Origin of the sequence: Kribbella rubisoli (genome assembly GCF_004217145.1) — a bacterium.
GTDB classification, from domain to species: Bacteria; Actinomycetota; Actinomycetes; order Propionibacteriales; family Kribbellaceae; genus Kribbella; species Kribbella rubisoli.
Genome location: NZ_SHKR01000015.1, coordinates 271,022 through 295,543, shown reverse-complemented (window position 1 = coordinate 295,543; position 24,522 = coordinate 271,022). Strand labels below are relative to the sequence as shown.

The 24,522-nt window shown below is 67.8% G+C and carries 24 protein-coding genes; 6 read left to right on the top strand and 18 right to left on the bottom strand.

Annotated features, from left to right (window positions below):
- Window positions 1–9: 9 nt before the first annotated feature.
- On the top strand, window positions 10–966 hold the full coding sequence (locus tag EV645_RS30865) for a zinc-binding dehydrogenase (RefSeq protein ID WP_130447572.1): 957 nt from the start codon (window positions 10–12) through the stop codon (window positions 964–966).
- On the opposite strand, the gene EV645_RS30860 is transcribed toward EV645_RS30865, so the two are convergent.
- From EV645_RS30860 to EV645_RS41965, 3 genes are all read right to left on the bottom strand, one after another.
- Window positions 963–1,400 carry a hypothetical protein gene (locus tag EV645_RS30860; protein WP_130447571.1) on the bottom strand — a complete coding sequence of 146 codons (438 nt, stop codon included), beginning with the start codon at window positions 1,398–1,400 and terminating at the stop codon, window positions 963–965. The two genes, EV645_RS30865 and EV645_RS30860, sit on opposite strands and share 4 nt — an antisense overlap.
- 196 nt (window positions 1,401–1,596) lie before the next feature.
- Window positions 1,597–1,827: a hypothetical protein gene (locus EV645_RS30855; RefSeq protein ID WP_130447570.1), complete on the bottom strand. Its 231-nt coding sequence runs from the start codon at window positions 1,825–1,827 to the stop codon at window positions 1,597–1,599.
- A 101-nt stretch (window positions 1,828–1,928) separates the two neighbouring features.
- Window positions 1,929–2,351, bottom strand: a complete 423-nt coding sequence (locus EV645_RS41965) for a MarR family winged helix-turn-helix transcriptional regulator (protein ID WP_157997186.1) — start codon at window positions 2,349–2,351, stop codon at window positions 1,929–1,931.
- A gap of 151 nt (window positions 2,352–2,502) precedes the next feature.
- Between EV645_RS41965 and EV645_RS30845 the strand changes: the two genes are divergently transcribed.
- Window positions 2,503–3,429: a hypothetical protein gene (locus tag EV645_RS30845; RefSeq protein WP_157997185.1), complete on the top strand. Its 927-nt coding sequence runs from the start codon at window positions 2,503–2,505 to the stop codon at window positions 3,427–3,429.
- Window positions 3,430–3,502: 73 nt separating this feature from the next.
- Here EV645_RS30845 and EV645_RS30840 read toward each other — a convergent pair whose 3' ends face one another.
- The gene (locus tag EV645_RS30840; RefSeq protein ID WP_130447567.1) at window positions 3,503–4,069 is read right to left on the bottom strand and encodes a putative glycolipid-binding domain-containing protein; all 567 of its coding nucleotides are present in this window, start codon (window positions 4,067–4,069) and stop codon (window positions 3,503–3,505) included.
- A gap of 40 nt (window positions 4,070–4,109) precedes the next feature.
- On the opposite strand from EV645_RS30840, the gene EV645_RS30835 reads away from it, so the two are divergent.
- Complete coding sequence (locus EV645_RS30835; protein WP_198681957.1) at window positions 4,110–5,465, top strand: ADP-ribosylglycohydrolase family protein; 1,356 nt, start codon at window positions 4,110–4,112, stop codon at window positions 5,463–5,465.
- Between the two features lie 67 nt (window positions 5,466–5,532).
- Window positions 5,533–6,768 (top strand): MFS transporter, encoded by a 1,236-nt coding sequence (locus tag EV645_RS30830; protein WP_130447566.1) that lies wholly within the window; start codon window positions 5,533–5,535, stop codon window positions 6,766–6,768.
- Here EV645_RS30830 and hpnH read toward each other — a convergent pair.
- From hpnH to hpnC, 7 genes are read right to left on the bottom strand one after another with little or no spacing between them, the layout of a single operon-like run.
- On the bottom strand, window positions 6,765–7,760 hold the full coding sequence (hpnH, locus tag EV645_RS30825) for an adenosyl-hopene transferase HpnH (protein WP_242000799.1): 996 nt from the start codon (window positions 7,758–7,760) through the stop codon (window positions 6,765–6,767). The genes EV645_RS30830 and hpnH overlap by 4 nt on opposite strands.
- A 2-nt stretch (window positions 7,761–7,762) precedes the next feature.
- Window positions 7,763–9,235, bottom strand: coding sequence for a 4-hydroxy-3-methylbut-2-enyl diphosphate reductase (gene ispH / locus EV645_RS30820; RefSeq protein ID WP_130447564.1), 1,473 nt, complete (start codon window positions 9,233–9,235; stop codon window positions 7,763–7,765).
- Entirely contained in the window at window positions 9,232–11,136 is a 1,905-nt protein-coding gene (shc, locus tag EV645_RS30815) for a squalene--hopene cyclase (RefSeq protein WP_130447563.1), read from the bottom strand. The genes ispH and shc overlap by 4 nt, the downstream gene beginning before the upstream one ends.
- Window positions 11,133–12,155 carry a polyprenyl synthetase family protein gene (locus tag EV645_RS30810; protein ID WP_130447562.1) on the bottom strand — a complete coding sequence of 341 codons (1,023 nt, stop codon included), beginning with the start codon at window positions 12,153–12,155 and terminating at the stop codon, window positions 11,133–11,135. Before EV645_RS30810 ends, shc begins: the two co-directional genes overlap by 4 nt.
- 14 nt (window positions 12,156–12,169) lie before the next feature.
- A complete protein-coding gene (gene hpnE, locus EV645_RS30805) occupies window positions 12,170–13,510 on the bottom strand; it encodes a hydroxysqualene dehydroxylase HpnE (protein ID WP_130447561.1) in 1,341 nt (446 codons plus the stop codon).
- Window positions 13,507–14,376 carry a squalene/phytoene synthase family protein gene (locus EV645_RS30800; RefSeq protein WP_130447560.1) on the bottom strand — a complete coding sequence of 290 codons (870 nt, stop codon included), beginning with the start codon at window positions 14,374–14,376 and terminating at the stop codon, window positions 13,507–13,509. The genes hpnE and EV645_RS30800 overlap by 4 nt, the downstream gene beginning before the upstream one ends.
- Window positions 14,373–15,218, bottom strand: a complete 846-nt coding sequence (gene hpnC / locus EV645_RS30795) for a squalene synthase HpnC (RefSeq protein WP_242000771.1) — start codon at window positions 15,216–15,218, stop codon at window positions 14,373–14,375. Before hpnC ends, EV645_RS30800 begins: the two co-directional genes overlap by 4 nt.
- A 118-nt stretch (window positions 15,219–15,336) precedes the next feature.
- Here hpnC and EV645_RS30790 point away from each other — a divergent pair, with 118 nt between their 5' ends.
- Window positions 15,337–16,527, top strand: coding sequence for a PucR family transcriptional regulator (locus EV645_RS30790; RefSeq protein WP_130447559.1), 1,191 nt, complete (start codon window positions 15,337–15,339; stop codon window positions 16,525–16,527).
- Here the strand turns inward: EV645_RS30790 and EV645_RS30785 are convergent.
- The 4 genes from EV645_RS30785 to EV645_RS30770 form a co-directional block, all read right to left on the bottom strand.
- Window positions 16,483–17,751: a wax ester/triacylglycerol synthase domain-containing protein gene (locus tag EV645_RS30785; protein WP_130447558.1), complete on the bottom strand. Its 1,269-nt coding sequence runs from the start codon at window positions 17,749–17,751 to the stop codon at window positions 16,483–16,485. The two genes, EV645_RS30790 and EV645_RS30785, sit on opposite strands and share 45 nt — an antisense overlap.
- A 29-nt stretch (window positions 17,752–17,780) precedes the next feature.
- Window positions 17,781–18,551, bottom strand: coding sequence for an SDR family NAD(P)-dependent oxidoreductase (locus tag EV645_RS30780; RefSeq protein WP_130447557.1), 771 nt, complete (start codon window positions 18,549–18,551; stop codon window positions 17,781–17,783).
- Between the two features lie 35 nt (window positions 18,552–18,586).
- On the bottom strand, window positions 18,587–18,784 hold the full coding sequence (locus tag EV645_RS30775) for a hypothetical protein (protein ID WP_130447556.1): 198 nt from the start codon (window positions 18,782–18,784) through the stop codon (window positions 18,587–18,589).
- Between the two features lie 176 nt (window positions 18,785–18,960).
- On the bottom strand, window positions 18,961–19,224 hold the full coding sequence (locus EV645_RS30770; protein ID WP_130447555.1) for a hypothetical protein: 264 nt from the start codon (window positions 19,222–19,224) through the stop codon (window positions 18,961–18,963).
- Between the two features lie 225 nt (window positions 19,225–19,449).
- Here EV645_RS30770 and EV645_RS30765 point away from each other — a divergent pair, with 225 nt between their 5' ends.
- On the top strand, window positions 19,450–20,226 hold the full coding sequence (locus EV645_RS30765; RefSeq protein WP_130447554.1) for an NPP1 family protein: 777 nt from the start codon (window positions 19,450–19,452) through the stop codon (window positions 20,224–20,226).
- A 29-nt stretch (window positions 20,227–20,255) separates the two neighbouring features.
- On the opposite strand, the gene EV645_RS42380 is transcribed toward EV645_RS30765, so the two are convergent.
- The 3 genes from EV645_RS42380 to EV645_RS30750 form a co-directional block, all read right to left on the bottom strand.
- Complete coding sequence (locus EV645_RS42380) at window positions 20,256–20,849, bottom strand: TetR/AcrR family transcriptional regulator (protein ID WP_198681956.1); 594 nt, start codon at window positions 20,847–20,849, stop codon at window positions 20,256–20,258.
- The gene (locus EV645_RS30755; protein WP_242000770.1) at window positions 20,846–21,781 is read right to left on the bottom strand and encodes a GTP-binding protein LepA; all 936 of its coding nucleotides are present in this window, start codon (window positions 21,779–21,781) and stop codon (window positions 20,846–20,848) included. Before EV645_RS30755 ends, EV645_RS42380 begins: the two co-directional genes overlap by 4 nt.
- 157 nt (window positions 21,782–21,938) lie before the next feature.
- The gene (locus EV645_RS30750; RefSeq protein WP_157997184.1) at window positions 21,939–24,449 is read right to left on the bottom strand and encodes a X2-like carbohydrate binding domain-containing protein; all 2,511 of its coding nucleotides are present in this window, start codon (window positions 24,447–24,449) and stop codon (window positions 21,939–21,941) included.
- Window positions 24,450–24,522: the final 73 nt, after the last annotated feature.

Below are 24,522 nucleotides of genomic sequence, written 5' to 3'. Positions count from 1 at the left end.
GAACTGAAAGTGAAGGCCGTGATCATCAAGGCGTTCGGCGCACCGGAAGGGCTGAGCGTCGTCGATCTCCCGGACCCGACACCCGGACCTACCGAGGTGCTGATCGCGGTCGACGCGATCGGCGTCGGCGGTGTCGACGCGCTGATCCGCAACGGGAGCCTCGCCGGCTGGGGGTTCACCGAAGGGCTGGTGCCCGGTTCGGAGGTCGCGGGCACGGTGGCTGCCGTCGGCAACCAAGTCGACGAATCGTGGATCGGTCGGCGGGTCTGGGGCTTCACCGGCCTGGGCGGCGGGTACGCCGATCATGCGACCGCCGCGATCGACCACGTCGTACCGCTTCCGGACGACCTGTCCGCCGTCGACGCCGTGACGCTGGGCAGTTCGGGAGTCGTTGCGCATTTCGCCTTGGAACACGCGCATTTCGAGCCCGGCGAGTCCGTCCTGGTTCGCGGCGCCGCGGGCAGCATCGGCATCCTGACCGTGCAGTTGGCTGCCCAGCGTGGCGCATCCGCCGTAGCGGTCACCACGTCGTCGGCGAAGCGCGGCGAACGGCTACGCGAACTCGGTGCGACCCATGTTCTGGACCGGTCCACTGCGGGCGACGCTCCCCCGGCGTACGACGTCATCGTCGATGTCGTTGCTGGTCCCGACCTGCCGACGTACTTCGGCAAGCTGAATCCGAACGGCCGGCTCGTGGTCGTCGGTGTCGTGGGTGGCCAACCGCCTGCCGACTTCGGTACGGCGTTGATGTCGGCGTTCCGCACTTCGTTGACGTTCTCCACCTTCAGCGCCGACACCGTGCCGGCCGAGGAGCGTCGTACGGTCAGGGCCGAGCAGTTCGCCGCGTCGGCTCGAGGTGAGCTGCCGTCGGTGGTGCATGAGCAGCTATCGCTGGACGACGCGGCCCTTGCGCATCACAAGATCGACGCCGGCGAGGTGTTCGGGCGGATCGTGCTGATCCCCTAGAAATCGTCGACAGGTTCGGGGGTTGCGAGCGTGATCAGGCGTTCGGCGACGAGAGCGCAGCGTTGTTCGGCGGCATTGCGGCCCGTGCCGGCGTACCGGAGGCGGGCTGCTGCGGTTATGGGCTCGGCACTCACCTCGATCAGCGATCCGCCGGGCCGCGGCTGAACTCTGACAGCGATCTGGACCCAACCGCCCAGCCCACTGCGCAGCCGCACGGTCAGCTCCCGATCAGGTCGCCAGCGATCGACGATCGCAACGATCAGGCCGCGGTTCTGCATGTGGCGACCGCGCATCTCCCGGCCGGTGTCGCGTTGCACCACGCAACCGGTCTCCGGCCAGCTCGGTCCGGCCTTGAGCGGAGACGGTACGGCGACCATCCAGTCCGCGAACGTCGCGGGGTCACGGATCACCGCCATGACGGCATCAACGCTCACGGCGCCGAACCGCCACACCATCACCATCGAAGCCGTTTCCCTGTCCGCCGCCCGTGCCGAGTCTTGTGTCTACCAGGTAGCCCGGTCACACGGCAGCTTTCACACGCCTCGTTGAACTACCAACGAACACAAGCCGAGTCGTGTATGTCACAGGGTCACTTCGGTATCGCTCTCAACCAGACAGCCTTCAAGCTCTTTACAGCTCGTAGGCCGGGACGGCGACCGCCGTGACCACGACGTGCATCAGCATCAGACCGGCAACCGCGATCCCGGAGGTGTGCGGGATGAATCCGGTTGCCAGCAGCAACAAGTCCGGGATCATCGAGAGCACGAGCACCGCCGGGGCCGCGACGACCGCGGCCGCCAGCAAAAGCGTCAGCCGTCGGCGGCCGAGGGCCACCGGTTGCCGCAAGTCGATCGACGTCATCGGACATCTCCCTTAACAGTACGAAGCTCGTACTAATGAAGCTAGCCAGCACCACAGCCTCAGCACCAGAGATCCGGCCAAATAGTCCAAAACTCGTACTGTTAGCCGTCCTGGCCGGCGATCACCGCGGTCAGCAGTACGCCGAGCGTTTCCCGTTCGGAAGCATCGAGCACCTGCAGCATCCGCCGTACCTCGGTCCGCAGCTGCCGCTCGAACTCCGCGGCCACCTTGATGCCGTGATCGGTCGGCGTGACCACGAAGTTCCGCCGGTCGGCCGCGTCCGGGACGCGCTCGACCAGACCGGCCGACTCCATCCGGGCGACGACGCCGGTCATCGTCGACTTGGTCAGCCGGAGCGCCGACCCGAGGCCGAGCATGTTGGTCGGCCGGCGGTGCAGGATGAACAGCAACCGCGCCTGCTGCATGGTCAGGCCGAGGCCCGAGCTGATCCGCTCGTAGTGCTCAGTCACGGCGGTCGCCGCCCGGATCAACGCCGGTCCCGCCGCCAAGTTCTTCGCCGCCATACCTCCCCCTCCGGTCCCCGTCAGCCCCAACCCTAGTCCGGCCCGGCCCGAGATTTTCCTGCAACTCGGCTGTGAACTTTTCGGCGGTGTCCGGAATCCAATGCGGTACGACGGAGGCGAGGATGCTTCCGCACCAGGGGAGGAAATCCACATGTTTCGCAAGACCGCAAGTCTGGCCTCGGCCGCGGTGCTCGCACTGGGGCTCGGCGCGGCCGCAGCATCGTCGGCGCAGGCGAAGCCGGCCACAGAGTCCGCCACCACCGCGGCGTGCGCGCTCCGGCTCGGATCGGTGACGGCCAACGGAGCCTTCACCAGCCGGATGATCAACGCCACCGCGCCGATCACCGTCGGCGGCGTCCGGGGTACGGCCGGCGTGTTCGGGGCCAACCAGGTCCAGCACATCAGCACCGTCAAGGGCACGCTGCTCGGCGCCGGCGGCGAGACGAGGACAGGGATGACCGTGATGGGCGGCGCGCTGTACTCGAGCACGTTCACCGTCGACACGGAGAGCCAGATCGACCCGCACTACCCGCACACCAACCTGCGCGTCGGCGGCGGCTGGTCCAACTACCGCTGGATCGACCAGTCCATCCACCAGAAGGTGGGCTCCCCCACCCGGACGACGCTGTATGCCCAGCGCACCAACGGACAGCTGGACCGTTGGGTCGCCGAGGGCTCCGGCTGGCGCTCGACCGGCGGGGTCGGCGGCCTCAGCACGGTGAAGTCGATGACTCTGATCGGCCGCACCGACACCACCGAGACCTTCATCGCCAACACCCGCGCCGGCGGGCTGCTGACGGTCACCTGGCCGACGAAGACCAACGCCACGACGGTCGGCAAGGCGGTTCGCACCTCGACCTGGCAGGGCTTCGAGCAGCTGATCGCCACCAAGTGCGGCACGAGCGGCACGCTGCTGCTGGCGATCGACCGGGACACGAAGTCCGGTTACCTGTACGCCGTTGGTCACGCCAACGGTACGAGCACCGTGATCAAGAGCCTGGGCAAGGTCCCGCTGACCTTCTCGGACCCGCAGTACTTCCGCATCGCCCCGAACTTCGACACCCTCAACGGCGGCTGATCCCAACAGCCGACCGCTGATACGCCGTCCTCCAGAGCCCCACGCTCAGGAGGACGGCGTTCGTCTGCCGGGGTCAACGGTCGCGGACGGCGATGCCCGGGTAGTCCAGGACGAGGCCAGAGGCGTCGTACGTCAGCTCACACGCGAAGTCGAACGTGGCGGACTCGTAGTGGAAGACGTGCCGGTCCTCATCGGAGCTCAGCAGGGTGTAGCGCTGTTCCAGCCGGATCACGCTCAGGTCGTCGGCCTGCACGAACGCGGCCGGCACGTCGTACGTGTCGCCGACGACGAACGGCAGCCGGTGAATCGGGAGCGTGTTCGTGACCGCTGACGACTCGAAGTCCACGTCCAGGCATCCGTCGAGGTCCGGGCGAGCCACCCCTTCGACGGTCCAGCCGGTCGTAGTCCGTTCGAGCACGGTCTCGCGATCACCCGACGCGGTCGAGTTGATCGCATGCACGGTCCTCGTCTGCCAGTCGGCGTCGACGTCGATCTCGTACCCGACATACCACGTCGACTCACCCTCGCGGGCCGACGTACGGCCGCGCAGCCGATGACCGTCCGGAAAGAGCACTTCGAACCCGACCCGCACCTCGAGGTGCAACCAGGACGCGGCCCGGGGCATCGATTTCAGCTGCATGCTGAGACCCTAGCCACATCGGCCGACACCAGGAGGCGCTGTGGAGCTGGGGACCGGGTACTCGAGTGGACACTACGACGCGATGCGGCCGGCGGATCTGCTGTACGCCGAGGTGCGGCAGCGGCGGGAGACGGGGTACGACGTCGACGAGCTGGTCCGTGAAGCCAACCGGACCGACCCGGCGGACCGGGTCGCGGTGCTCGACCTGGTCGACCGGATGTCGTTGGCGGCCAGGCTGCCCGGCTGGAAGTACGTCGAACCGGACGAGCTCGACGACATCCAGGAGACGCTCGGTGCGCTCCCCGAGGCGGTCGAGGTGACAGAGGTGGCCGACCTCGCCGACAAGATCCACGCCGCCTGGCTCGGGCGGATCGCCGGGTGCAACGTGGGGAAGCCGGTCGAGTCGGGCGACTACTGGACGTCGGCCCGGATTCGCGACTACCTGACGCTCGCGGACGCGTACCCGCTGCGGGACTACGTGCCGGTGCTCGATCCGATGCCGGACGGGTTCGAGCTGACGTCGTGCTGGCCGGAGACGACGCGTGGGAACGTGAAAGGTTCGGCGCGCGACGACGACATCGACTACCCGATCCTGGCGCTGCACCTGCTCGAGACGCACGGCAGCCGGCTGCGGCCCGAGGACGTCGGCGCGGCGTGGCTCCGGCTGTTCCCGGTCGGCCAGGTGTTCACGGCGGAGCGGGCGGCGTACGTGAACCTCGTCGACGGGTTCACGGTGCCTGAGGTGGCGCGGCGGCGGAATCCGTACCGCGAGTGGATCGGCGCGCAGATCCGCGGAGACGTCTTCGGGTACGTGCACGCCGGCGACCCGTGGGCGGCTGCGCGACTCTCCTACCAGGACGCTGCGTTGTCGCATGTCGGGAACGGGATCTACGGCGAAATGTGGGCCGCGGCGCTGGTGGCGGCCGCGTTCACGGCGTCTTCGCCTCGCGAGGTGGTCGAGCGGGCGCTGGCAGTCGTGCCTCCGCAGTCTCGGTTGGCCGAGGCGATCCGGGACGTGCTGGCGCTCGAGGGCTCGTGGGAGGACGCGCTCAGGGTGATCCAGGAGCGGTACGGGCACTACTCGTGGATTCACACGATCAACAACGCGGCGATCGTCACGGCAGCGTTGCTCTGGTCGGAGGGTGACTACCTGACCGGTGTCGGACGGGTAGTGATGAGCGGCTGGGACACGGACTCGAACGGCGCGACCGTCGGGTCGGTCCTCGGCATCTTGAGCGGCACCCGGAACCTCCCTGAGCACCTCATCGCGCCGCTGGAGAACCGGACCCGCTCCGCGCTCTTCGGCTTCGACAACTCGGTGATCTCGGACCTCGCCGAGCGGACGGTCAGGCTGGCCGGTCGGTTGTCGGAGGACGGCCTGTTGTTCGAGGACTGACACGGTTAAGCAAGATCCCGGCATAACGCCTATCGTTCGAGGCAGGCGCTTTCCGTTGGAGGGGTGGATGCTGGACCGGTCGGAGTCGGCGCTGGGCACTGTGCTTCGGTCGCGGTTCTACCGTTCGGCATTCCTTTCGCTGCTGATCGCCGGGGTCGGGCTGTCGGCAGCGACTCCGCAACTCACGCTCTTCCTGGTCCGCGACCTCGGTACGCCGTTGCCGCTCGCCGGGCTGTACTACGTGACGAACGTGGCCTCCCCGATCGCCGGGTTCGTCGTCGGCCGCTGGTCGGACCGGAGCCACGACCGGCTGCTGTGGTTCCGGATCTGCTCGGTGGTCGGAGCGGCCGGCTGGCTGCTGATGGCGTCGGCGAACGCCGTGTGGATGCCGTTCGTGATCAGCACGGTGGCCTTGAGCGTCGCGGGCGGGTCGATGGCGCAGCTGTTCGCCGCCTGCCGCGACGAGCTGAGCCGCCATCCGACCCGGGCCGAGAACCGGGTCATCGCGACGATCCGGATGGCGTTCACGACGGGCTGGATCCTCGGGCCGGTGTTCGGCAGCTGGTTCGGCGGCGTGTTCGGGCTGCGGGCCTTGCTGGTCGCGACCGCGGTCTGCGTGTTCGCCGCGATCATCCCCCTCGGCCGTCAGCGCGTCGAGCGGTACGACGCACCGGCGATCGTCGCTCCCCATGACCAGTCCGAGCGCCGGCGGATCGACGGCATGATGCCGTTGCTGGTGTTCACCGCGGTGTGCGTCCTCGCGATGACCGGCGACACGATCAAGTTCGGCTACCTCCCGATCTACATGGCCGAGCAGCTCCAGGTCTCCGACTCCGTGCGTGGCCTCGTGATCGGCATCCAGCCGCTGCTCGAGCTGATGCTGCTCCCCGTCGTCGCCCGCCTCGCCGACCGTTTCGGCCCGATGCGAGCCATGACGGCCGGCGCCGTACTCGGCCTGTGCGGCAACCTCGCCTACGCCCTCAGTACGTCGGTCGCCGGACTGTTCCTCGGCCAGATACTGAACGCCGGTCTCTGGGCGTGCGTGGGCGCGCTCGGCGTCTCGATCGCCCAGCACCTGTACCCGGAAGGCGCCGGCACCGCGTCCGGCGTCTTCCTGGGCGCGATCCCGCTTGGCTCGGCGATCGGCGGCACGATCGGCGGGATCGGCGTGGCGGCGATCGGTCTCCCCCATGTCTTCTTCATCCCCGCCACGCTCACCGCCTTCGCGATCGCCGCCTTCGTCGTACTCAGCATCCGCGAAGGCAGAGTGCGGACGCTGCTGGCCAACGATGCGCCGCGCTAGCTGACGGCCGCCCGGATCGACTCGCGGAGTGAGCCGAGGGTCGCGACGACGGCAGTCGGTTCGTAGCCGCAGTGGGCCATGCAGTTCGCGCAGCGCGGGTCCTTTCCGCGGCCGTAGCTGTCCCAGTCCGTGTCGTCGATGAGCTCCTGGTACGTGCCGACGTACCCGTCGTCCATCAGGTAGCACGGGCGTTGCCAGCCCTTCAGCGAGTACAGCGGGATCGCCCACGCCGTACAGCTGAAGTCGACCTTGCCCTCGAGGAAGTCGAGGAACAGCGGCGAGTGGTTAAGCCGCCACTTCTTCCGCCGGCCGTCGCCGAACGCCTTACGGAACAGCTGGCGGGTCTCCTCCGGGCCGAGCCAATGCTCCTGGTCGGGCGCCTTCTCGTAAGCGAATCCCGGCGAGATCTGCATATTGTCGATCTTCAGATCGTCGTTCAGATAGTCGAGTACGTCGATGACGTCCTGCGGGCTGTCGGTGTCGAAGAACGTGGTGTTGGTCATGACCCGGAAGCCGGCCGCCTGCGCCTGCTTGATCGCGTCGACGGCCTGGTCGAATACGCCGTCCTTGCAGACTGACTGGTCGTGCCGCTCGCGCAGACCGTCGATGTGCACCATCCACGCGAAGTTCTTGTGCGGCATGAACTTGTGCAGATGCTTCGGCATCAGAACGGCGTTCGTGCACAGGAAGACAATCTTGCCCCGGGCAAGCAACTGCCGGACGATCTCGTCGATCTCCTTGTGCATCAGGGGTTCGCCGCCGGCAATGGACACCATCGGCGCACCGCATTCCTCGACCGCGGCGACCGCCTGTTCGACCGACATCCGCTTCTTCAGCCAGTCGTGGGTCTGCTGGATCTTGCCGCAGCCGGCGCATTTCAGGTTGCACGCGTACAGCGGCTCGAGCTCGAGCAGGATCGGGAACTTCTCCCGGCGCCGGAGCTTCTGCTTCATCAGGTATCCGCCCAGGCGGATGGACTGCCGTAGCGGCATGCTCACGGCTGACTCACCTCTTTCGGTAGCGCGAAGCGGACGTCCTCGGTCAGCGTCCCGTTCTCGGTGACGGACACCGGGCCCAGCCCGGACAAACAGCGGATCAGATTGTCGACAAGCTCCGGCGGGGCCGACGCTCCCGCGGTGATACCGATCCGCTTGGCACCGGCCAGGAGGGCCAGCTCGAGCTCGCCGGCGTCGTCGACGAGTACTGCGCGGGTGCCGGCGGCCTCGGCGACTTCGGCGAGGCGTTTGGAGTTGGACGAGTTCTGCGAACCGAGCACGATCACCAGGTCGGACTGCGCGGCGATCTCGCGGACGCCGGCCTGGCGGTTGCTGGTCGCGTAGCAGATGTCGTCTGTTCTTGGACCGGTCAGTGCTGGGAAGCGTCGTCGCAGTACTGCGGCTGTCTCGGCCGCCTCCTCGACGGCGAGCGTCGTCTGCATGGCGTAGCCGACGTTTGCCGGGTCGGGGATGTGAACGTTCTCGGCTTCGGCTGGGTTGGACACGACGATCACGTGCTCCGGCGCCTCGCCGATCGTGCCGATCACTTCCTCATGGTCGGGATGACCGATGAGTACGACGGTGGTGTCGCGGGCGGCGTACCGGCGTACCTCGTGGTGCACCTTCGCGACGAGGGGGCAGGTGGCGTCGATGACCCTGAGGTGACGCTCGTCCGCCTGCCGTCGTACTGCGGGGGCGACACCGTGGGCCGCGAGCACGACGAGGTTGCCTTCGGGGACGGCATCCAGTTCCTCGACGAAGACCGCGCCGCGGCGCTCGAGGTCATTGACGACATGCCGATTGTGAACAATCTGACGACGTACGTAGACCGGTGCCCCGAACCGCTCCAACGCCCGCTCCACCGTCTCGATCGCCCGCTCAACCCCAGCGCAGAACGACCGAGGCGCCGCCAGCAACAGCTCCCGCTCCCCCACAGCCTTCGCCCAAGCATCAATCGCTGGTGCGGTACGCCGAAGCCGCGCGAGCGCCCTCACCCCACGAGCCGGCATCCCAACCCGCCGCAACGGCAGCGCCGGCGTATCAACCACCACCCGCACAACGACGGTCTGCGCGTCATCCCCCGCCAACAGCCCAGACTCGGTGTCAACAGCAATCGCCCCGGTGGCCGCCAACCTCGCTCGCTCCTCCGACGAGTCGACAACGTGGTCCGTAGTCACCATCGGCCCGAGATGAACAGTCATCCCCAACCGCCGTAACTCCCCCGCCACAAGCTCAGCCCCAGAGCACAACGTCACGCCTTGACCCGCGCGGCTCAGGTGGCGGATTTCGGTTGCGACGATTACGTCGCCTGGGGCGATGTCGTTGGTGAGGGCGCCGGCGACTCCGGCGATGAGGGTGGGACCTTGGGTCGGTCTTCCGCGGGAGCGACCGGTGCGGACGAGGGGGGTGGTGAGTTTGTCGCGGAGGGCGAAGTACTCGGAATATAAGGGGGTGTAGACGACGGGGGTCATCGGTTTCTCCCGAGGTAGCGGCCCAGGGCCCAGATCGGGAAGACGACGCGATACAGGTGGTAGCCGATGTAGAAGTCGCCCGGGAAGCCTGTGCCGGTGTAGCGGTGTTCGTCCCAGCCGCCGTCCGCGCGCTGGGTGTCGACGAGGTAGCCGATGCCCCGGCGTACGGCGTCACCTCCTTCGTCGGCGGCGAGGAGCGTGAGGAGCGCCCACGCGGTCTGCGACGGGGTGGAGTCGCCGCGGCCGATCCACGACGGGTCGACGTACGAGCGCAGGTCCTCACCCCAGCCGCCGTCCTCGTTCTGGTGCTCCTCCACCCACCGCACCGCCCGCTGGATGACGGGATCGCGCGCTGACATGCCGACAGCGATCAACGCAGGTACGACGGCGCCCGTGCCATAAACGTGGTTCGTCCCCCAGCGCCCGAACCACGACCCGTCCTTCTCCTGCGAATCCAGCAACCACCGCACCCCACGCTGACACTCGGCAGATTCGGTCCGCCCTTCAGCCGCCAGCATCTCGACCACATGCGCAGTCACATCAGCCGACGGCGGATCGATCACCGCGCCGAAGTCGCAGAACGGCAGCTTCAACGGCGTCGTGTCCGTGTTGTCCGCATCGAACGCACCCCAACCGCCATCAGCAGACTGCATCCCAGCCGTCCACTCGACCGCATCGTCCAACGCTCTCCGCAACCGACCCGGCTCAGGATGCTCAACCCGCCGCAACGCCAGCACGATCTCCGCGGTGTCATCGGTATCCGGATAACCGTCGTTCGCAAACTCGAAGGCCCACCCGCCAGACACCAACCCAGGCCGCCGCACCTGCCAATCGCCAGGCGCATCGATCTGCTCCGCAAGCAACCAATCAGTTGCCTTGAGCACCGTCTTGTCATCCGCCTCGACCCCCGCGTCGAGCAACGCCCCGACCGCCAGCCCGGTATCCCACACCGGAGACTGACAAGCCTCCAACCACCGCACCGGCCCGTCGGCAGTCTCCGCGTGCACAGTGAAACCCTCGAGCCCGCGCAACCCCGCCGCCATCACCGGATGATCGATCGCATACCCCATCAGATCGAGCGCGATCAGCGAGTACACCCATGGCGGCTGGATTCCGCCCCATCCGCCATCGGCCTCCTGCCGAGCGACGATCCACTCCACGGCCCGTCGCATCGCCAACCGCCGCAAGGCTTTCGACGGCCCGCGCGGCCCCCAGCGCGAGTACGCGTTCAGTACGACGTCCAGCCGCTGAAACGCCCCCTCAAGCGTCCAGGGCGCCAGGCGCGGCGCGACCGCCGTACCAGCCCGCAACTCCCCCACAGTGAACGACACCGGACGCACCGGACGATGCGCGCTCACGATCGTCAGCGGCACGATCGTCTGCCGCGCCCAGCACGCCCAGTTGTAGACATTCAACGGCACCCAACTCGGCAGGAAGATCAACTCCGGCGGCAGATCTGGGCAGTCGTCCCACTCCCACAAACCGAACAATGCCAGCCAGATGTGCGTGAACACCCGAGCCTTCTCGACCCCACCCGCGGAACGGATGAACCACGCGGCCCGAGCCATGTGCGCGGCGGCCGGATCATCGCCCGCCATCCGCAACGCGACCCACGACTCGACTGTCGTCGACAGATCACCAGGCCCGCCCGGGAACGTCGCCCAGGTACCGTCCTCGCGCTGCTGCGACCGGATCCACCGTGCCGTCTCCGCGTCGGTCTGCGCAGTCGCCACGCCGAGGAAGTGCCGCAGCATCAAGTCCTCGGCGTCCATCGTCACGTTTGTTGCCAGGTCGCCCTTCCACCAGCCGTCGTCGTGCTGCAACGAACGCAGGTACGCCACCGCCGCGTCGAGGCACTCCCCGACGCGCAGGTCGGCGTCGGCCACCTGTTCGGCCGTCACAGCTGCCGCTCCGCGATGAACTGGGCCAACCGATCGAGCTGATCCCGGTTGGCCGGAGCGATACCCGCGGCGTCGAGCGCCTTCCCGGCCTTCCGCACCCGCTCCTCGGCCTCGGCCAACGCCCACTCCCGACCGCCCGCGTTCTCGACGAGTACGGCGGCCCGTCGTACGTCGTCCTCGGTCGGAGCACCGGTCTCCGCGAACCACGCGGCCAGTTCGCGGCCGTGCGCACCGCCGTACTCGAGGGACCACACCACGGGCAGCGTCTTCTTGTGTGCGCGCAGGTCGGAGAACACGGGCTTGCCGGTCTTCTCCGGCGCTCCCCAGATGCCTAGTAGATCGTCGACAATCTGAAAGGCCAGCCCGAGCTCCCAGCCGTACGTGCGGAACGCCTCGCAGGTCGCGGCGTCGGCACCTGCGAGGATCGCCCCGAGCTCTGCCGATGCACCGAGCAACGAACTGGTCTTGCCTGCTGCCATGTCCACACACTCCGGCAGGCTGACCGAGTCGCGCCGTTCGAAGGCCACGTCGAGTACCTGCCCACGGATCAGCTCGCGGGTGGCGACGGCCAGCGCGTGTCCGGCATGGACGGCGTACGGCGAGTTGCACTCGGCAAGCACTTCGTCCGCGAGACAAGCAAGCGCATCGCCGACCAGGACCGCCATCGCGTCGCCCCAGATCGCCCACACGGTACGCCGGTGGCGGCGTTGCGTGTCGCGATCCATCAGGTCGTCGTGGATGAGCGAGAAGTTGTGGATCAGCTCCACCGCAACACCGCCGGGAACCGCCGGTTCGGGTGATCCGCAGACCGCCTCTGCGACGAGCAGGGTCAGCCCTGGCCGGATCGCCTTGCCGGAGTTGGCGCCGGTCGGTCGTCCGTGTTCGTCACACCAGCCGAAGTGGTACGTCGCCACCAGCCGGGTGTGCTCGTCGAGCCGTTCCAGCGCGTGCCGCAGCTGCGGATCGACCAGCTCCCGCCCGCGGGCGAGCAGATCCAGCACGTTAATTGCCGAAGGCATCCTCTCCACAGCCGTCACAGGACCACATCCCCAACTGCCGGCTCCGCGGTTCGGGTCAGGACGGAGGTTGCGGCTGCTTCGCCGCTGCGGACGGCGCCTTCCATGGTGGCGGGCCAGCCAGTGGCGGTCCAGGCGCCGGCCAGGTGCAGGCCGGGGCGGTTGGTGGTCGCGTCGGGGCGGAAACGGCCGGTGCCTGGTGCCGGCCGGAAGGTGGCATGTCGCTCTCGGGTCACGAAGAACTCCTTCACACGCGCGTCGGCGGCCGCGGGGAGCAGCCGCCGGAGGGCAGGCACCAGCACGTCGCGCAGTTCGGCAACCGGGGTGTCGATCAGCTCATCGGCCGCCGACAACGAGACGGCGATGTACTGCTCGGCCGGATTGCTTCCACTCTGGACGGTCCGGTCGAACACCCACTGCAGTGGACTGTCGACGCCGGCAACGAACGGCTCGTCGAGCACCACGCGGTCGAACACCACGTGAGCGTTGACGATCGGGGAGCTGCCGAGTGCCTCCGCCCACCCGGCCGGCAAGTCCACCGCATCGTCCGGCAGCAGGCCCGCGGCATCCGAGGGCGGCACCGCCAGTACGACGTCGTCGTACCGCTCCCCCTCGATCGCCCACGCACCATCCACCGCGTCCAGAGCCCGTACCCGCGCCCGCAACCGGACAGCAACACCTGCAGCCGCCAGCGCACGTGCAGCAGCCTCCCCGTGCAATTGCTGCAACGGCACCAACGACCACCCGATATCAGCAGCATCACTCCGCTCAAGCAGACCAACCTGGAACACCGTCGCCGCGACAGCAAGGGACGCGTCGTCGGCACGCGCGTTCAGCGTCGCGATCCCGATCAACTCCCACAGCGCCTCCACCGTCCGCGCGTCCTGCCCGTGCGCCGCCAGCCAACCGCCGAACGACTGCGCATCCGTCTCCGCAGCCGTCCGATCCACCCGCCCCATCGCCAACGCGCCTCGCACCGCAGCAACCCGCTCAGCCAAACTCAACCAGCGGTACGTCGCCAGCGCCGGACCGAGATGCAACGGCGCCGGCATTCCGTTCCGCCGGATCCGCCCGACGCCGCGACGCTTCCCACTCCGCACCGGCACGTCGAGCCGCGACTGCAGCTGCACCTGATCCCGCACCCCAAGCCGATCAAGCAGCCTGAGGTACGACGTGCAACAGCGAAGGAACACATGCTGCCCGTTGTCGATCCACCGCCCGTCCCGCTCGAAGGAATGGGTCAGTCCGCCCAACTTCGGCCGCCCCTCCAGCAGCACCACCTCACACCCGGCATCAGCCAACTGCAGCGCCGCGGTGATCCCCGCCAGACCACCTCCGACGACCGCGACCCTCCTCATGAGCGGGCTCCCGCGAGCGAGGCGAGCGCGACCTGTGCCTTCTCCCCCGCCGACAACGACAAACGCTGGTCGTACACCAACACCGGATTCGCTCCGATCCGGCGGAGCAAATGGTGGTAGATCCCCGACATCGCCCGGCAGGACGCGCCGCTACGCCAGTCGAGGTACGGCAGCAGACGCCAGCCGAGCGAGTACCAGTCCTGCGCGCGGCCGGCGGCGTACCGGATGTAGCCGGCCAGCCGGCCTTGTGGATCGTCGAGGTTGCCGTGCTCGTCGAGCTCGATCCGGACGTCGAAGCGTTCGAGTTCGTCGGCCGGCAGGTAGATCCGGTCGTTGGTCAGGTCCTCGCGGATGTCGCGGAGGATGTTCGTCTGCTGCAACGCGATACCGAGCTGGTCGGCGTACAGGGCGAGCGTCTCGAGGTCCGACGATCCGGTCGGGCCGAAGATCGACAGACACAGCCGACCCACGGAACCCGCGACGCGCCGGCAGTACACGACCAGCTCATCGAAATCACCGATGCGTACGTCGGCCAGGTCAGTCTCCACCCCCGCGACCAGCTCCTCGAAAGCACCAAGCGGCACCGGATACCGGCGCGCCGCGTCGGCAACCGCGACGTACACGGGCTCGTCGACGTCCCCGAGCCGACCGAGATCCTTGCGTACTCCAGCAAGTGCCGTGCGCTTCTCCTCCAGCGGCAGGTCACCGTCGCCGATGTCGTCGATCCGCCGCGCCAACGCATACAGGGCCGACAGGGCGTTGCGTTTCGGCGGTGGCAGCAGCCGGATGCCGTAGTAGAAGTTGCGTGCCTCGGTCCGGGTGATGTCCAGGCAGGCGGCATACGCCTCCGCTACGGTCGACGTCATCGGGCGACCGCCCGTACCAGCAGGCGGACGGTATCCAGCTTGGACGGCTGGGCCTGCTGAGCCAGCACATCGCCTCCGGTACAACGCAACGCCCTCACCGTCGCTTGCCCGCCGGCCACAAACCCGGCCACCGATATCCGCGCCCAGCCGTGCAACCGGCCAACGATCGTCGCACCGTCGTCGAGCATCTTTTCGGCCCTCGCCGTCTCGAAAGTCATCAAGTCGCGGAGTTCCTGGGTCGCCTTGCCCTGATCGAGATCGGTCTCAGCAACGCCGTACGTCGCGAGGTCGGCCTGCGGCAGGTAGATCCGGCCCGCGCGGCGATCCTCGGCGACGTCCTGCCAGTGCTCGACCAGCTGCAGCGCCGTACACACCAGATCGGACAGGCGCTCGGTCTCGGGATCGTGGACGTCGAAGACGCCGAGCACCATCCGGCCGACGGGATCGGCGGACAGCCGGCAATAGCCGATCAGGTCCTCGAAGGTCCGGTAGCGCGTGACCGTCTGGTCCTGCAGGTTGGCCTGGATCAAGTGGTGGAAGGGATCCGCCGGTAGGTCGTGCTGCCGGACGATCGGGCGCAGCCGGCGCAGCACCGGATGCTCCGGCTCGCCATCGGTCCAGATGCGATCGAGGTCGATCGCGAACGCGCGCAGGGCCGCCTTACGGTCACCCGCGTAGCTGTCGCCGAGTTCGTCGACGGTCCGCGCGTAGCCGTAGACAGCGTGCAGCGACTCCCGGTGCGCGGCGGGCAGGAGCTTCAGTGCGACAGGAAAGTTCTCGGTGTGTTCCTTTCTGCCCAGTTGCCGGTCGGAAGCTACGTTCTGCAGTCCGTCTGGATGCACAGTTCCATGATGGGAAGCGGTTTCATGCCAAGTCTGCCCCGGTGACGAACATTCGGCGGGACAGAATTTGTCACGGGATTACAGTTGGGCTTGATTGGTTCCCCCGGAGGAGTCTTCAATGACCATCGCAACCTTCGACCGCGCGCGGCTCGAGGACGCTTTGCTCGACGGACTACCTGACCTGGTGGCCGAAGTGCGGGACCGGCTGGTCGAGCACTGGCCGGACTACGCTGCCTTTCTCGACACCGACCGGGACGCGGTCGTGAAGCCTGCCGAGCTGTTCGTGCATCGCCTGCTGGACATGTCGATCGCCAACCTGGCCAACCCGCAACAGACCACCCTCGACCGCGCCGACGAGACGGTACGGCGGGTCTTCGAGGAGATCGGGCGACGCCAACTGCAGGAGGGCAACGATCTCACCCGATTGCTGACAGCCTTTCAGCTCGGCGCCCGGGTCGCCTGGCGGCATGTCGCCGCCACCGCACTCCGCCTGGACTTCGCGCCGGACAATCTCGCCGCGCTGGCCGACTCGGTCTTTGTGTTCGTCAACCAACTGTCTTTCTCCGCAGCGAACGGCTATCTGCAGGAGCAGATCGAGGACGCGATGGCGCGCGAACGCCGCCGCGAGGATCTCGCCAACCTGCTGCTCTCCGGACGGGCCGGCACGGAAGCCATCCGGACCGCCGCGCAGCAGGCCGCCTGGCGCATCCCTGAGACCGCAGCGGTCGTCATCTACAGCGACGGCGACCAGGAGTCGGCCGGGACGCTGGTGGCCCGGCTCGAGCCCGGTGCGCTGCCGATTCGTCGCAACGCGGTCGTGGTCGGCGCGATCATTCCGGAACCGTCCGGTCCGGGTCGCCGTCTGCAGTTGAGCCGCGAGCTCGCCGGGATGGGCGCAGTGGTCGGCAATTCGGTCGCGCTGGCTCAGCTCCCGCGCAGTCTGGAGATCGCCCGCATCGCGGTCCGGTTGCGCAACACCGGCGTACTCACCGATGACCCGGTGTTCGCGGACGAGCATCTCGACGCGCTGATCGTTTGGCGGGACGAAGCCCTGGTGGCCGCGTTGCGGGAGGAGATGCTCGCGCCGCTCGACGGCGAGACGGAGGCCGCCCGCGAGCGGCTCGCGGAAACGCTGGCCAGCTGGCTGAAACACTTCGGCGACCGGCAGGCGATCGCCCGTGAGCTGAGCATCCACCCGCAGACGGTCCGCTATCGCATGGCCCGGCTCAGGGCCTTGTACGGCGATCGCCTGGACGACCCTGAATCACGCGCGCGCCTCTTCCTCGCCCTCGAGTGGCCCGGTCCTTAACCGCGCCAACGCCTGGTTGAGGTGAGCGGCCAGCGCCGGACCGTCGATCAGCTGCGGATCGGTCGCGAGACCGACTCCCAGGATGCCTGTCCAGCTCAGCGCGCCGGCGGCGAGCGGAGTCCCCGGCACCAGCGGCAGGATCGGATACACCCGATCGTGGGGCACACCCGCGAACGACATCTGTTCGGTCGTGCCGGGCATGTTCGAGACCACCGCGTGCAGGAATCGTTGCCCGTACACGGTCGGCGCGAACCACCGCGCGAACGGCTCCGGCACGATCCGCAGCCCAGTCGCCAGCACGAACCGGGAAGCCAGCGCTCGCGTCGGCCGCTGCAGTCGCTTCGTCCGCGCTGACACCTCGGTCAGCAGCTCGTCGAACGGACGTCCGTCCACCGGCACCTCGACCATGATCGCGGCCGTCGCGTTGCCCTCCGCTGCGCTGTCCGGCGTTCGTACCATCGTCGTCACCGAAAAGCGCAGGTGCCCGTTCACCGCTTCTGCGAGCCCGGGCGCGACGGCGTACACGCTGTCGGCCAGCAGGGCGATCAGCAAATCGGTGACGCGTACGCCGCGGGCGGACGCGGCTCGTCGTACGACGTCGAGCTCGACCGCCGCGGTGTCGAACTCGCGGCGCAGGGAGCTCGGCGGCAGTTTGGCCGCCGTACCGTCCGTTGCGAGTTGGGCGAGGCCGACGGCTGTCGCGACGGCTCGCGCCAGCCGGCCGGGAGCAGCGCCGGAGGGCAACGCGATCTTGGTCGGCGGCTCGAACAGGCTGAGGGCCTGCAGAACCGTTCCGATGCCGTCGGCAATCGAATGATGGACCAGAACCACCAGCCCGTCGGCGCCCCCCGGGCCGATATCGCGGACGATCGCGATCCGCCACAGCGGACGGTCTCTGGGCATCGGCTGCTCTGCAAGGTCGCCGACGTAGCGCAGCAGACCGGCGTACCCGTCGGTGGACCGGTGCTCGACGACGTGCCAGTCCAGGTCGACTGCGTCGGCCTCGATCCAGCGCGGCCGACGCCAGCGGGACGTCGGTCCGAGGCGCTGGTGCATCCGCGGCAACTGCGCGAAGCCGTCGGCAACGAGCTTGCGGACCTCGTCGATCGTCGGCCGTCGGTCGGACGGTTCGAGGACGACGATGCCGCCGACGTGTTGCGGTGCGCCGGTCCGCTCGATGTGCAGGAAGAACGCGTCGGCCGACGGTACGACGATGCCTCTCACCGTGGCCTCACCGTGGCCTCACCGTGGCCTCATCGTGGCATCACCTGCTCGCCGAACCGGGCCGACAGCCGCCGGTACAGTCCCGGCGCAAGCGCGCGGACGGCGGGGGCGACGCGCAACCAACGAGGAATCCAGATCTCGGCGCGGTCGTTGGTGATGCCATCAACCAGCGCCCTCGCGACGTCGCCCGCGGGCACAGGGCGCGGGCGCTCGCGGTCGTACGGCCGGCCGCGAGCGCTGAAGAAACCGGTGTCGACGACGCCCGGGACAGTCAGGCTCACGGATACACCACTACCACGAATCTCGAGCCGAAGGCTCTCGGCGAAGATGTCGAGTGCGGCTTTGGTGGCGGCGTACACGGCTTCACCGGCAACCGCCGTACGACCCGCGATCGAGCCGACCAGCGCGACGTGCCCGCTGCCCCGCTCGACCATTGACGGAAGCAAGCACCTGACCAGCTGCAGCGGCGCCAGCAGATCCAGCGCGACCAGATGATCGATCTCCTCGGCTCGCATCTGCACGAACGGCCCGGACCACCCGAGCCCGGCGTTCGCGACCAGGACGTCGATCCGCCCATGAACAGCCAGCGCAGCATCCGCGACCTCAGCAGCAACACCAGGCATAGCGAGGTCGCCAAGAATCGGTACTCCGTCAACCCGCGCCGCAACCTGACCGCTTCGCTCCGCGTCGCGCCCGTGCACCACCACCCGAGCGCCCGCTGCTGCGAGCCGTTCAGCAACGGCCGCACCGATCCCCGCCGATGCACCGGTGACCAGAGCAACCTTCCCGTCCAGCTGCATCACACCTCCTGTCCTCAGCATGATGCCAACAGCAACTACTCGGCCAGATGCGCGATCCTGGCGACGTACATGTTCGAACCGACGTCCCGGAGGAGGTCCGCGGCGTGCCGGGCAGTCCGACGGTCGTTCCGCAGCTCAGCCCGGCTCAGCGCGCGCCTGAGCCGGGAGATCGCTGCCTGCATCGCGGCCCGCGGGTTCGACGGCAGGTCCTCGCCCCACACGTCGTACAGCAACTGCTCATCGGCGACGACCTGGTCCGGTCACAGCAGGAGCGCGGCCAGCAGAGTCCGGACGCGCTCCCCGGGGATCACCGTGCGGACGTCGTCGATCGACGCCTCGACCGCCCCCAGCACTCGAAACCGCACTAGCCCATTCTCGTCCGGCGCGGGCTCACACGCGCGCCGAACGATCAGGCGCGGACGGCAAGTGCTGTGAGCAGCGCGGACACGATCCCGCCGTACAGCACGAGCAGAGCAATGAACGGCAGCACGCTGCCGACCGGTGCTCGGCTGCGGATGCTCTTGGTGTCGAAGTAGTTCAGGCTTGGACCCCAGCCGAACGGCGACAACGGTGGCTCGCCGTTGGTGCTCCCTGGCAGCCCGTGACCGGCGTAGGTCGGCATTGATCCATCTGGCAACGCAGGCGGCGGCGCCGCCTTCTCCTCAAAAGGCACGGCTGTTCCTCCCCAGGAACCACCTGCCGTCGCTCCTCAGCATCCCCAGCCGGCAGGTGTCAGACCCCACTCTGCACTACCAATACGAGACCTGGCACCCCACTAATTCCGGGTGTTCACAGACCGTCAACCTGTAGGCACGTGACGTATAGGCGCACGTGTACCGCGACTGGCATCCTCGTGCCGTTCCTTTCCGCCCTGAACTAAGTTCTGAAGGAGCATTCGATGAAAGTGTCCGCCCGCCGCACGCTCGGCGTGGTCCTCGGAACCGCCGCCCTGATCGTCACCTCGGCCGCAGTGGCGTTCGCCGCCCCGCCGCCGAACCTCCCCCAGAACGCCGACGGGTACGAGCAGTCGTTCTCGCCGGCGTACGACTACGACACCGACGGCTGCTACGCGACTCCCGCCATCGGTGCCGACGGCACGCTCAACCCCGGCCTCAACCCGACCGGCGCCGTGAACGGCAACTGCCGCGACCAGTCCGACCTCGACAACTCACAGACCTACTCCCGCGAGAAGTGCAACAACGGCTGGTGCGCGGTCGTGTACGCCAGCTACTTCGAGAAGGACCAGGCGTTGCCCGGCAGCAGCCTCGGCGGCCACCGGCACGACTGGGAGCACGTGATCTCCTGGATCAACCAGGCGTCGAACCAGGTCGAATACGTGACCACGACGCAGCACTCGAGCCAGGTCACCTACGCCCGCTCGCAGGTCCGCTTCGACGGATCGCACCCGAAGGTCGTCTACCACAAGGACGGCGCGAGCACGCACTTCTTCCGCCTCGCCAACAGCAACGACGAGCCGCCGGAGAACCACTACCACAACTGGCGGTACCCGCCGCTGGTCGGCTGGAACGGCTACCCGAGCACGTCGCTTCGCGACATCCTGATGAACGCCGACTTCGGCTCGGCCACGATCAAGATCACCGACAAGGACGACCGTTTCCGCAATCTGCTGAACGCGTCCAAGCCGTCCGGGATCCCGTTCGATCCCTGGGCCTGACCTGACATGACCTGATGAGGGCGGCGCGCTCAGTCCTGCTGGGCGCGCCCGCCCGGTGTGGTCAGCGAATCCGCGACCAGATCGATCATCGCCTCGTGCCGCTCGGCCGCGGTCTCGGCCTGACCGAGCGCGACCGTGTCGAGGAAGACCCGACTGACGACCAGCTCAGCCGCCGTCTGCACCCGGTCCGGCTCCGCGACGACGTCATCGGCTCCACGCAGTACGTCGGCCACCGTCCCGGTCGCCTCGGCGAACAACTCGGCCGCCCGCTCCGCGATCTCCGGCCGGCCCTGCGCCTCCCGGAACACGATGATCCGGGCGGCGCGATCGTGCTCCAGCTCCTCGGCCATCGTCGCCACGATCGCCTGCAGCCGCCCTCGTACGGTCCGGCCGCGGGCGGCGGACCGCAGTACCTCGCTCGGCGTCGGGCGCTCCTGCACGATCGCGAGCAACAGGTCGAGCTTGGTCGCGAAGTGGTAGAACACCAGGCCGGACGGCACGCCGGCCTCGTGCGCGATCCGCGCCGTCGACGTCGCGTCGTACCCGTGCTCGGCGAACAGCCGCTCGGCAGTCTCGATGATGACCTGCCGCTTGGTGTGACGCGCGTGCGCGGGGGCGGTCATGATCCGGTTCGTTCAGCGGCTGGCCAGGCCTCACCCTTCCGCTCGGCAGCCAGCTCCGCGGATCGCCGCAGCGCCTTGAAGACGTAGTCCGGCACGCGCAGTCCGCGCCGGTGCGCGAACATCAGCTCGTACTCGGCGCGCCCGACCTTCTGCGCGTACTCCCGCAGGTCGTCCTCGCCGCCCCTGCTGATGTCCAGTGCATGCATCACGTCACCGAACTGGGTCCGCTGAAGCTTGTTGTAGGCACCCACAACATCGAACGTACGCTTCCGCAGCCCGCGGGTCAGCCACCGCTGCCAGCCGGAGAGTTGCCCCCAGAGCTCTTGCGCCGCCATCTGGTAGTAGGCGAAGTGCCCCGGCTCCTGCCGCTTGATCGGCGCGACCACGGTCGCGGCGATCGCCCGCTCGCCCAGCTCCAGCAATCCGGAATGAAGCTTGTTGTAGGCAAGCACTGCGGAGCGCTCGGTCGCCAGTCCGGTCAGGTAGTAGAGCATCCGGCTGATGTCCTGTACGCCGGGCACCTTGCCGAGCGCACCGAGCAGCTTGAGCCGGAAGTCGACGTCGGTCAGGTTCGGCTCGTGCGCCTCGATCCCGGCCAGCTCCTGCATCTGGTCCAGGATCAAGCCGTGCCGCGTCTCCTGCGGCATCCACACGTCCGCGTAGAACCGCCGGTCGACCTCGGGCGGATCCGGCAGCAGGATGTTCAGCTCCAGCACGTTCCGCTCGACCTCGAGCTCGACCCGGGTCATGTAGGCCAGCACCGACCCGAAGCGCTCGGCCAGCAGCCGCGGACGCTTCATCGTGTAGTCGACGCTCTCGAGCGGAATCGGCGGATGTTCCTCGCCGAGGCGGTCGACATGGTCGACCAACTTGGAGTCTTCCCGCCGCCGACGGCTGCGCCGGCGCGGGACGGTGATATCGCTCAACGACATAAGGCGGCACCTCGCTCGATCGACAGGGATGCCAGATCGATCCCCCACAGGCAAGCCTAACAAAGTAACTGACTGATCAGTCAGTCAGACCTTGTGATGCCGACAACAAGAAGGCGGGCGGCGGTCCGTCCGGACCACCGCCCGCCCGTCTTGCGTGCTACTTGGCGATCGCGTAGCTGACCGTGTCGTTACGCAGTACGTCGCCGTCGACCTTGACGATCCGCAGCGTGTGCGGCCCGTTCTTGAGGCCGGTCGCGCTGAACACCTGCTGGTTGGTCACGCGGGCGTCGCCGTGCAGGTTCACCCGGCGTACGAGCTTGCCGTCGATGAAGACGTCGGCGTTGCCCTGGTCCGGAGCGAGCTCCGTGCTCCACGCGACAGCCGTGCCGGTGAAGGCGAAGTTGACCGCCGCGCCGTTCGTCGTGGTGGCGTGGATGTCGTCGCGGTAGTCACCCCGGAACCGGAAGTCGAGCGGCACGTTGCCCGCCGCCGAGGTCGCGAGGTACGCCGCCTTGATCGTCACGACCTTGCCGGCCACCGTGTAGTCGGTGCCCTTGACCAGGTCATGGCCGGCGTTCGAGATGCCTGCCAGCTCACCGGGATCGCGGCCGAGCTCGACGCTGACGTCGGCCGGGGCGCTCTTGTCGAACGTCGCCGAGTCCGGGTTCAGCAGGCTCTCCTGCCGGATGTTCAGCTTGTCGAGCAGCATGAACTGACCGGACTTCTTCACCGCGCGGATCGTGTGCGAGCCGTTCGGCAGATCCGAGACGCTGTAGACGACCTGCTGCGGTTTGTTGTGTCCCTGCGACGGATCCAGGTACGTGCTCACCGTCTGCTTGAACTGACCGTCGATGTAGATGTCGACGTCACCCTGTCCGGGATCGGTCTCCGTCACGTAGTCGACGCCCGTGCCGACGAAGCTGTACGAGAACGAGTCGCCGTCGGTCTCGGACCACGCCACGTCGTCCTTGTAGTCACCGAGCCCTCGTCCCGTGCTCTGGTGCCAGTTGCCCGTGTAGGTGATCTGCGAGTCGTCGTTGTTGACCTCGAGGGTCCGCGAACCCGCGTCCGCGGTCTTCGCCTGCGACGAGTCGGTGACCGTCACGGCCAGCGGCTCGGACACCGCCGGTACCTCGTAGTTGTTGTTGCGCTGCCACGCGCCGTCGTACGCGACCCGCAGGTCGTCGTCGTTGACGCGGATCGAGGACCCCTTCTGCGGCGTGACCTTCAGCAGCTGGACGCCGTGAATCGGGATGTCCTTGCCGGTGAAGCCGCTCGCGAACTGGCCGAGGTCCTTGTGCGCCCACAGGTCGCGGACCTTCGCGGGGCCGGTCAGGCCGAGGTCGGACCAGTTGACCGTCATGTCGGAGTCGGTCTGCCCGAGGTTGAACAAGGCAACGGTGTAGCTGCTGTCGGGGTTGAGCGAGTACCAGACCTGTTTGTTGGTCTTCATCGACAGCGGCTGCGCCGGGCGTCCGGCCTGGTTGACCGCGATCACCTCGGGGTTCGTCAGCAGGCTCACGCCGTAGTCGTCCAGCCGGGTCATGTCGTTGCCGACGTACATCGGCGCCGCCGAGACTGCCCACAGGGTGGCCGCCGTACGGCGTTCGTCCTTGGTGAGACCGTCCATCTGGCCGTTGCCGACGTCGAGCGAGTCGAGGTCGTTCCAGCCGCCCGGCCCTGCGTAGCGCCACCAGTCCGCCAGCTTCGGGAACAGCCGGTTGATGTTCTGCCACTGCGTCAGCGCGACGCCCGGGCAGTAGCACTCGACGTCCCACTCGATCCGCCACCCGTTCGCGTACTGCTTCCAGGTGTCGGCGTAGTTGATGTCGACCGCCCAGGACAGCTCGAGCCAGATCTTGTGCCGGGCCAGCGCCGCGGACCACGCCTTCACGTCACCGCGGGCGTCGAGCGACAGGTCGCTGATCCCCGAGCCGGGCGTGACGCTGTCGAACTTCAGGAAGTCCAGGCCCCACGAGCCGAAGAGGTCGGCGATCGAGTCGATGTACTTCTGCGCGCAGGGCTTGGAGAAGTCGATCTTGTAGCCGATACCCCAGTAGTCCGCCTTCTGCAGCGGCTGCACCGGCAGGTCACCGGTCTTGCACTCGGGAGCGCCGTACACCGGGAGGTTGGCGTCGATGACCTCCTTGCCGATGCCGGGGATCGCGTACAGGCCGACCTTCTGGCCGTTGGCGTGGATGTGGTCGATCACCGCCTGGAGCCCGTTCGGGTAGAGCTTCTTGCTCGGCACCGGCCGGCCGTACGCGTCGATCCCGTCGTTCCAGCCGGCGTCGATGTTGATGTTCTTGTACCCGTACGGCTGGAGCTTCTTGTGCATCGCGTCGGACTGCTTGATCAACTGGTTCGCGGAGATCCAGTTCCCGGCGCCGTCGTACACCTGCATGCTGTAGCTGCTCCACCCCATGTACGGGTGCAGCGCGATATCGCCGGCCGGGCCGCCGGACTGGACAGTGGACTGGACGCTGCTGGTCGCAACCGCCGGAGCCTGGACGGCCTGCTGCGGGGCAGCCGTCTTCGGCGCGATCGGGGGCGTGGTCTCGGGTGCTGCTGCGGACGTTGTAGCCGTCAAACCTGCCGGCAGCAGTACGGCGGCGGCGAGACCGGTAAGCACGGTCCGCACCCTCCTGCTCCGAACGGATCTGGTCATGGCGGTGACCTCTCTGAGAGAACCGAATCGGATAGGATATTGGTTCTATTTACTTAACCGTGTCAAGATTCTG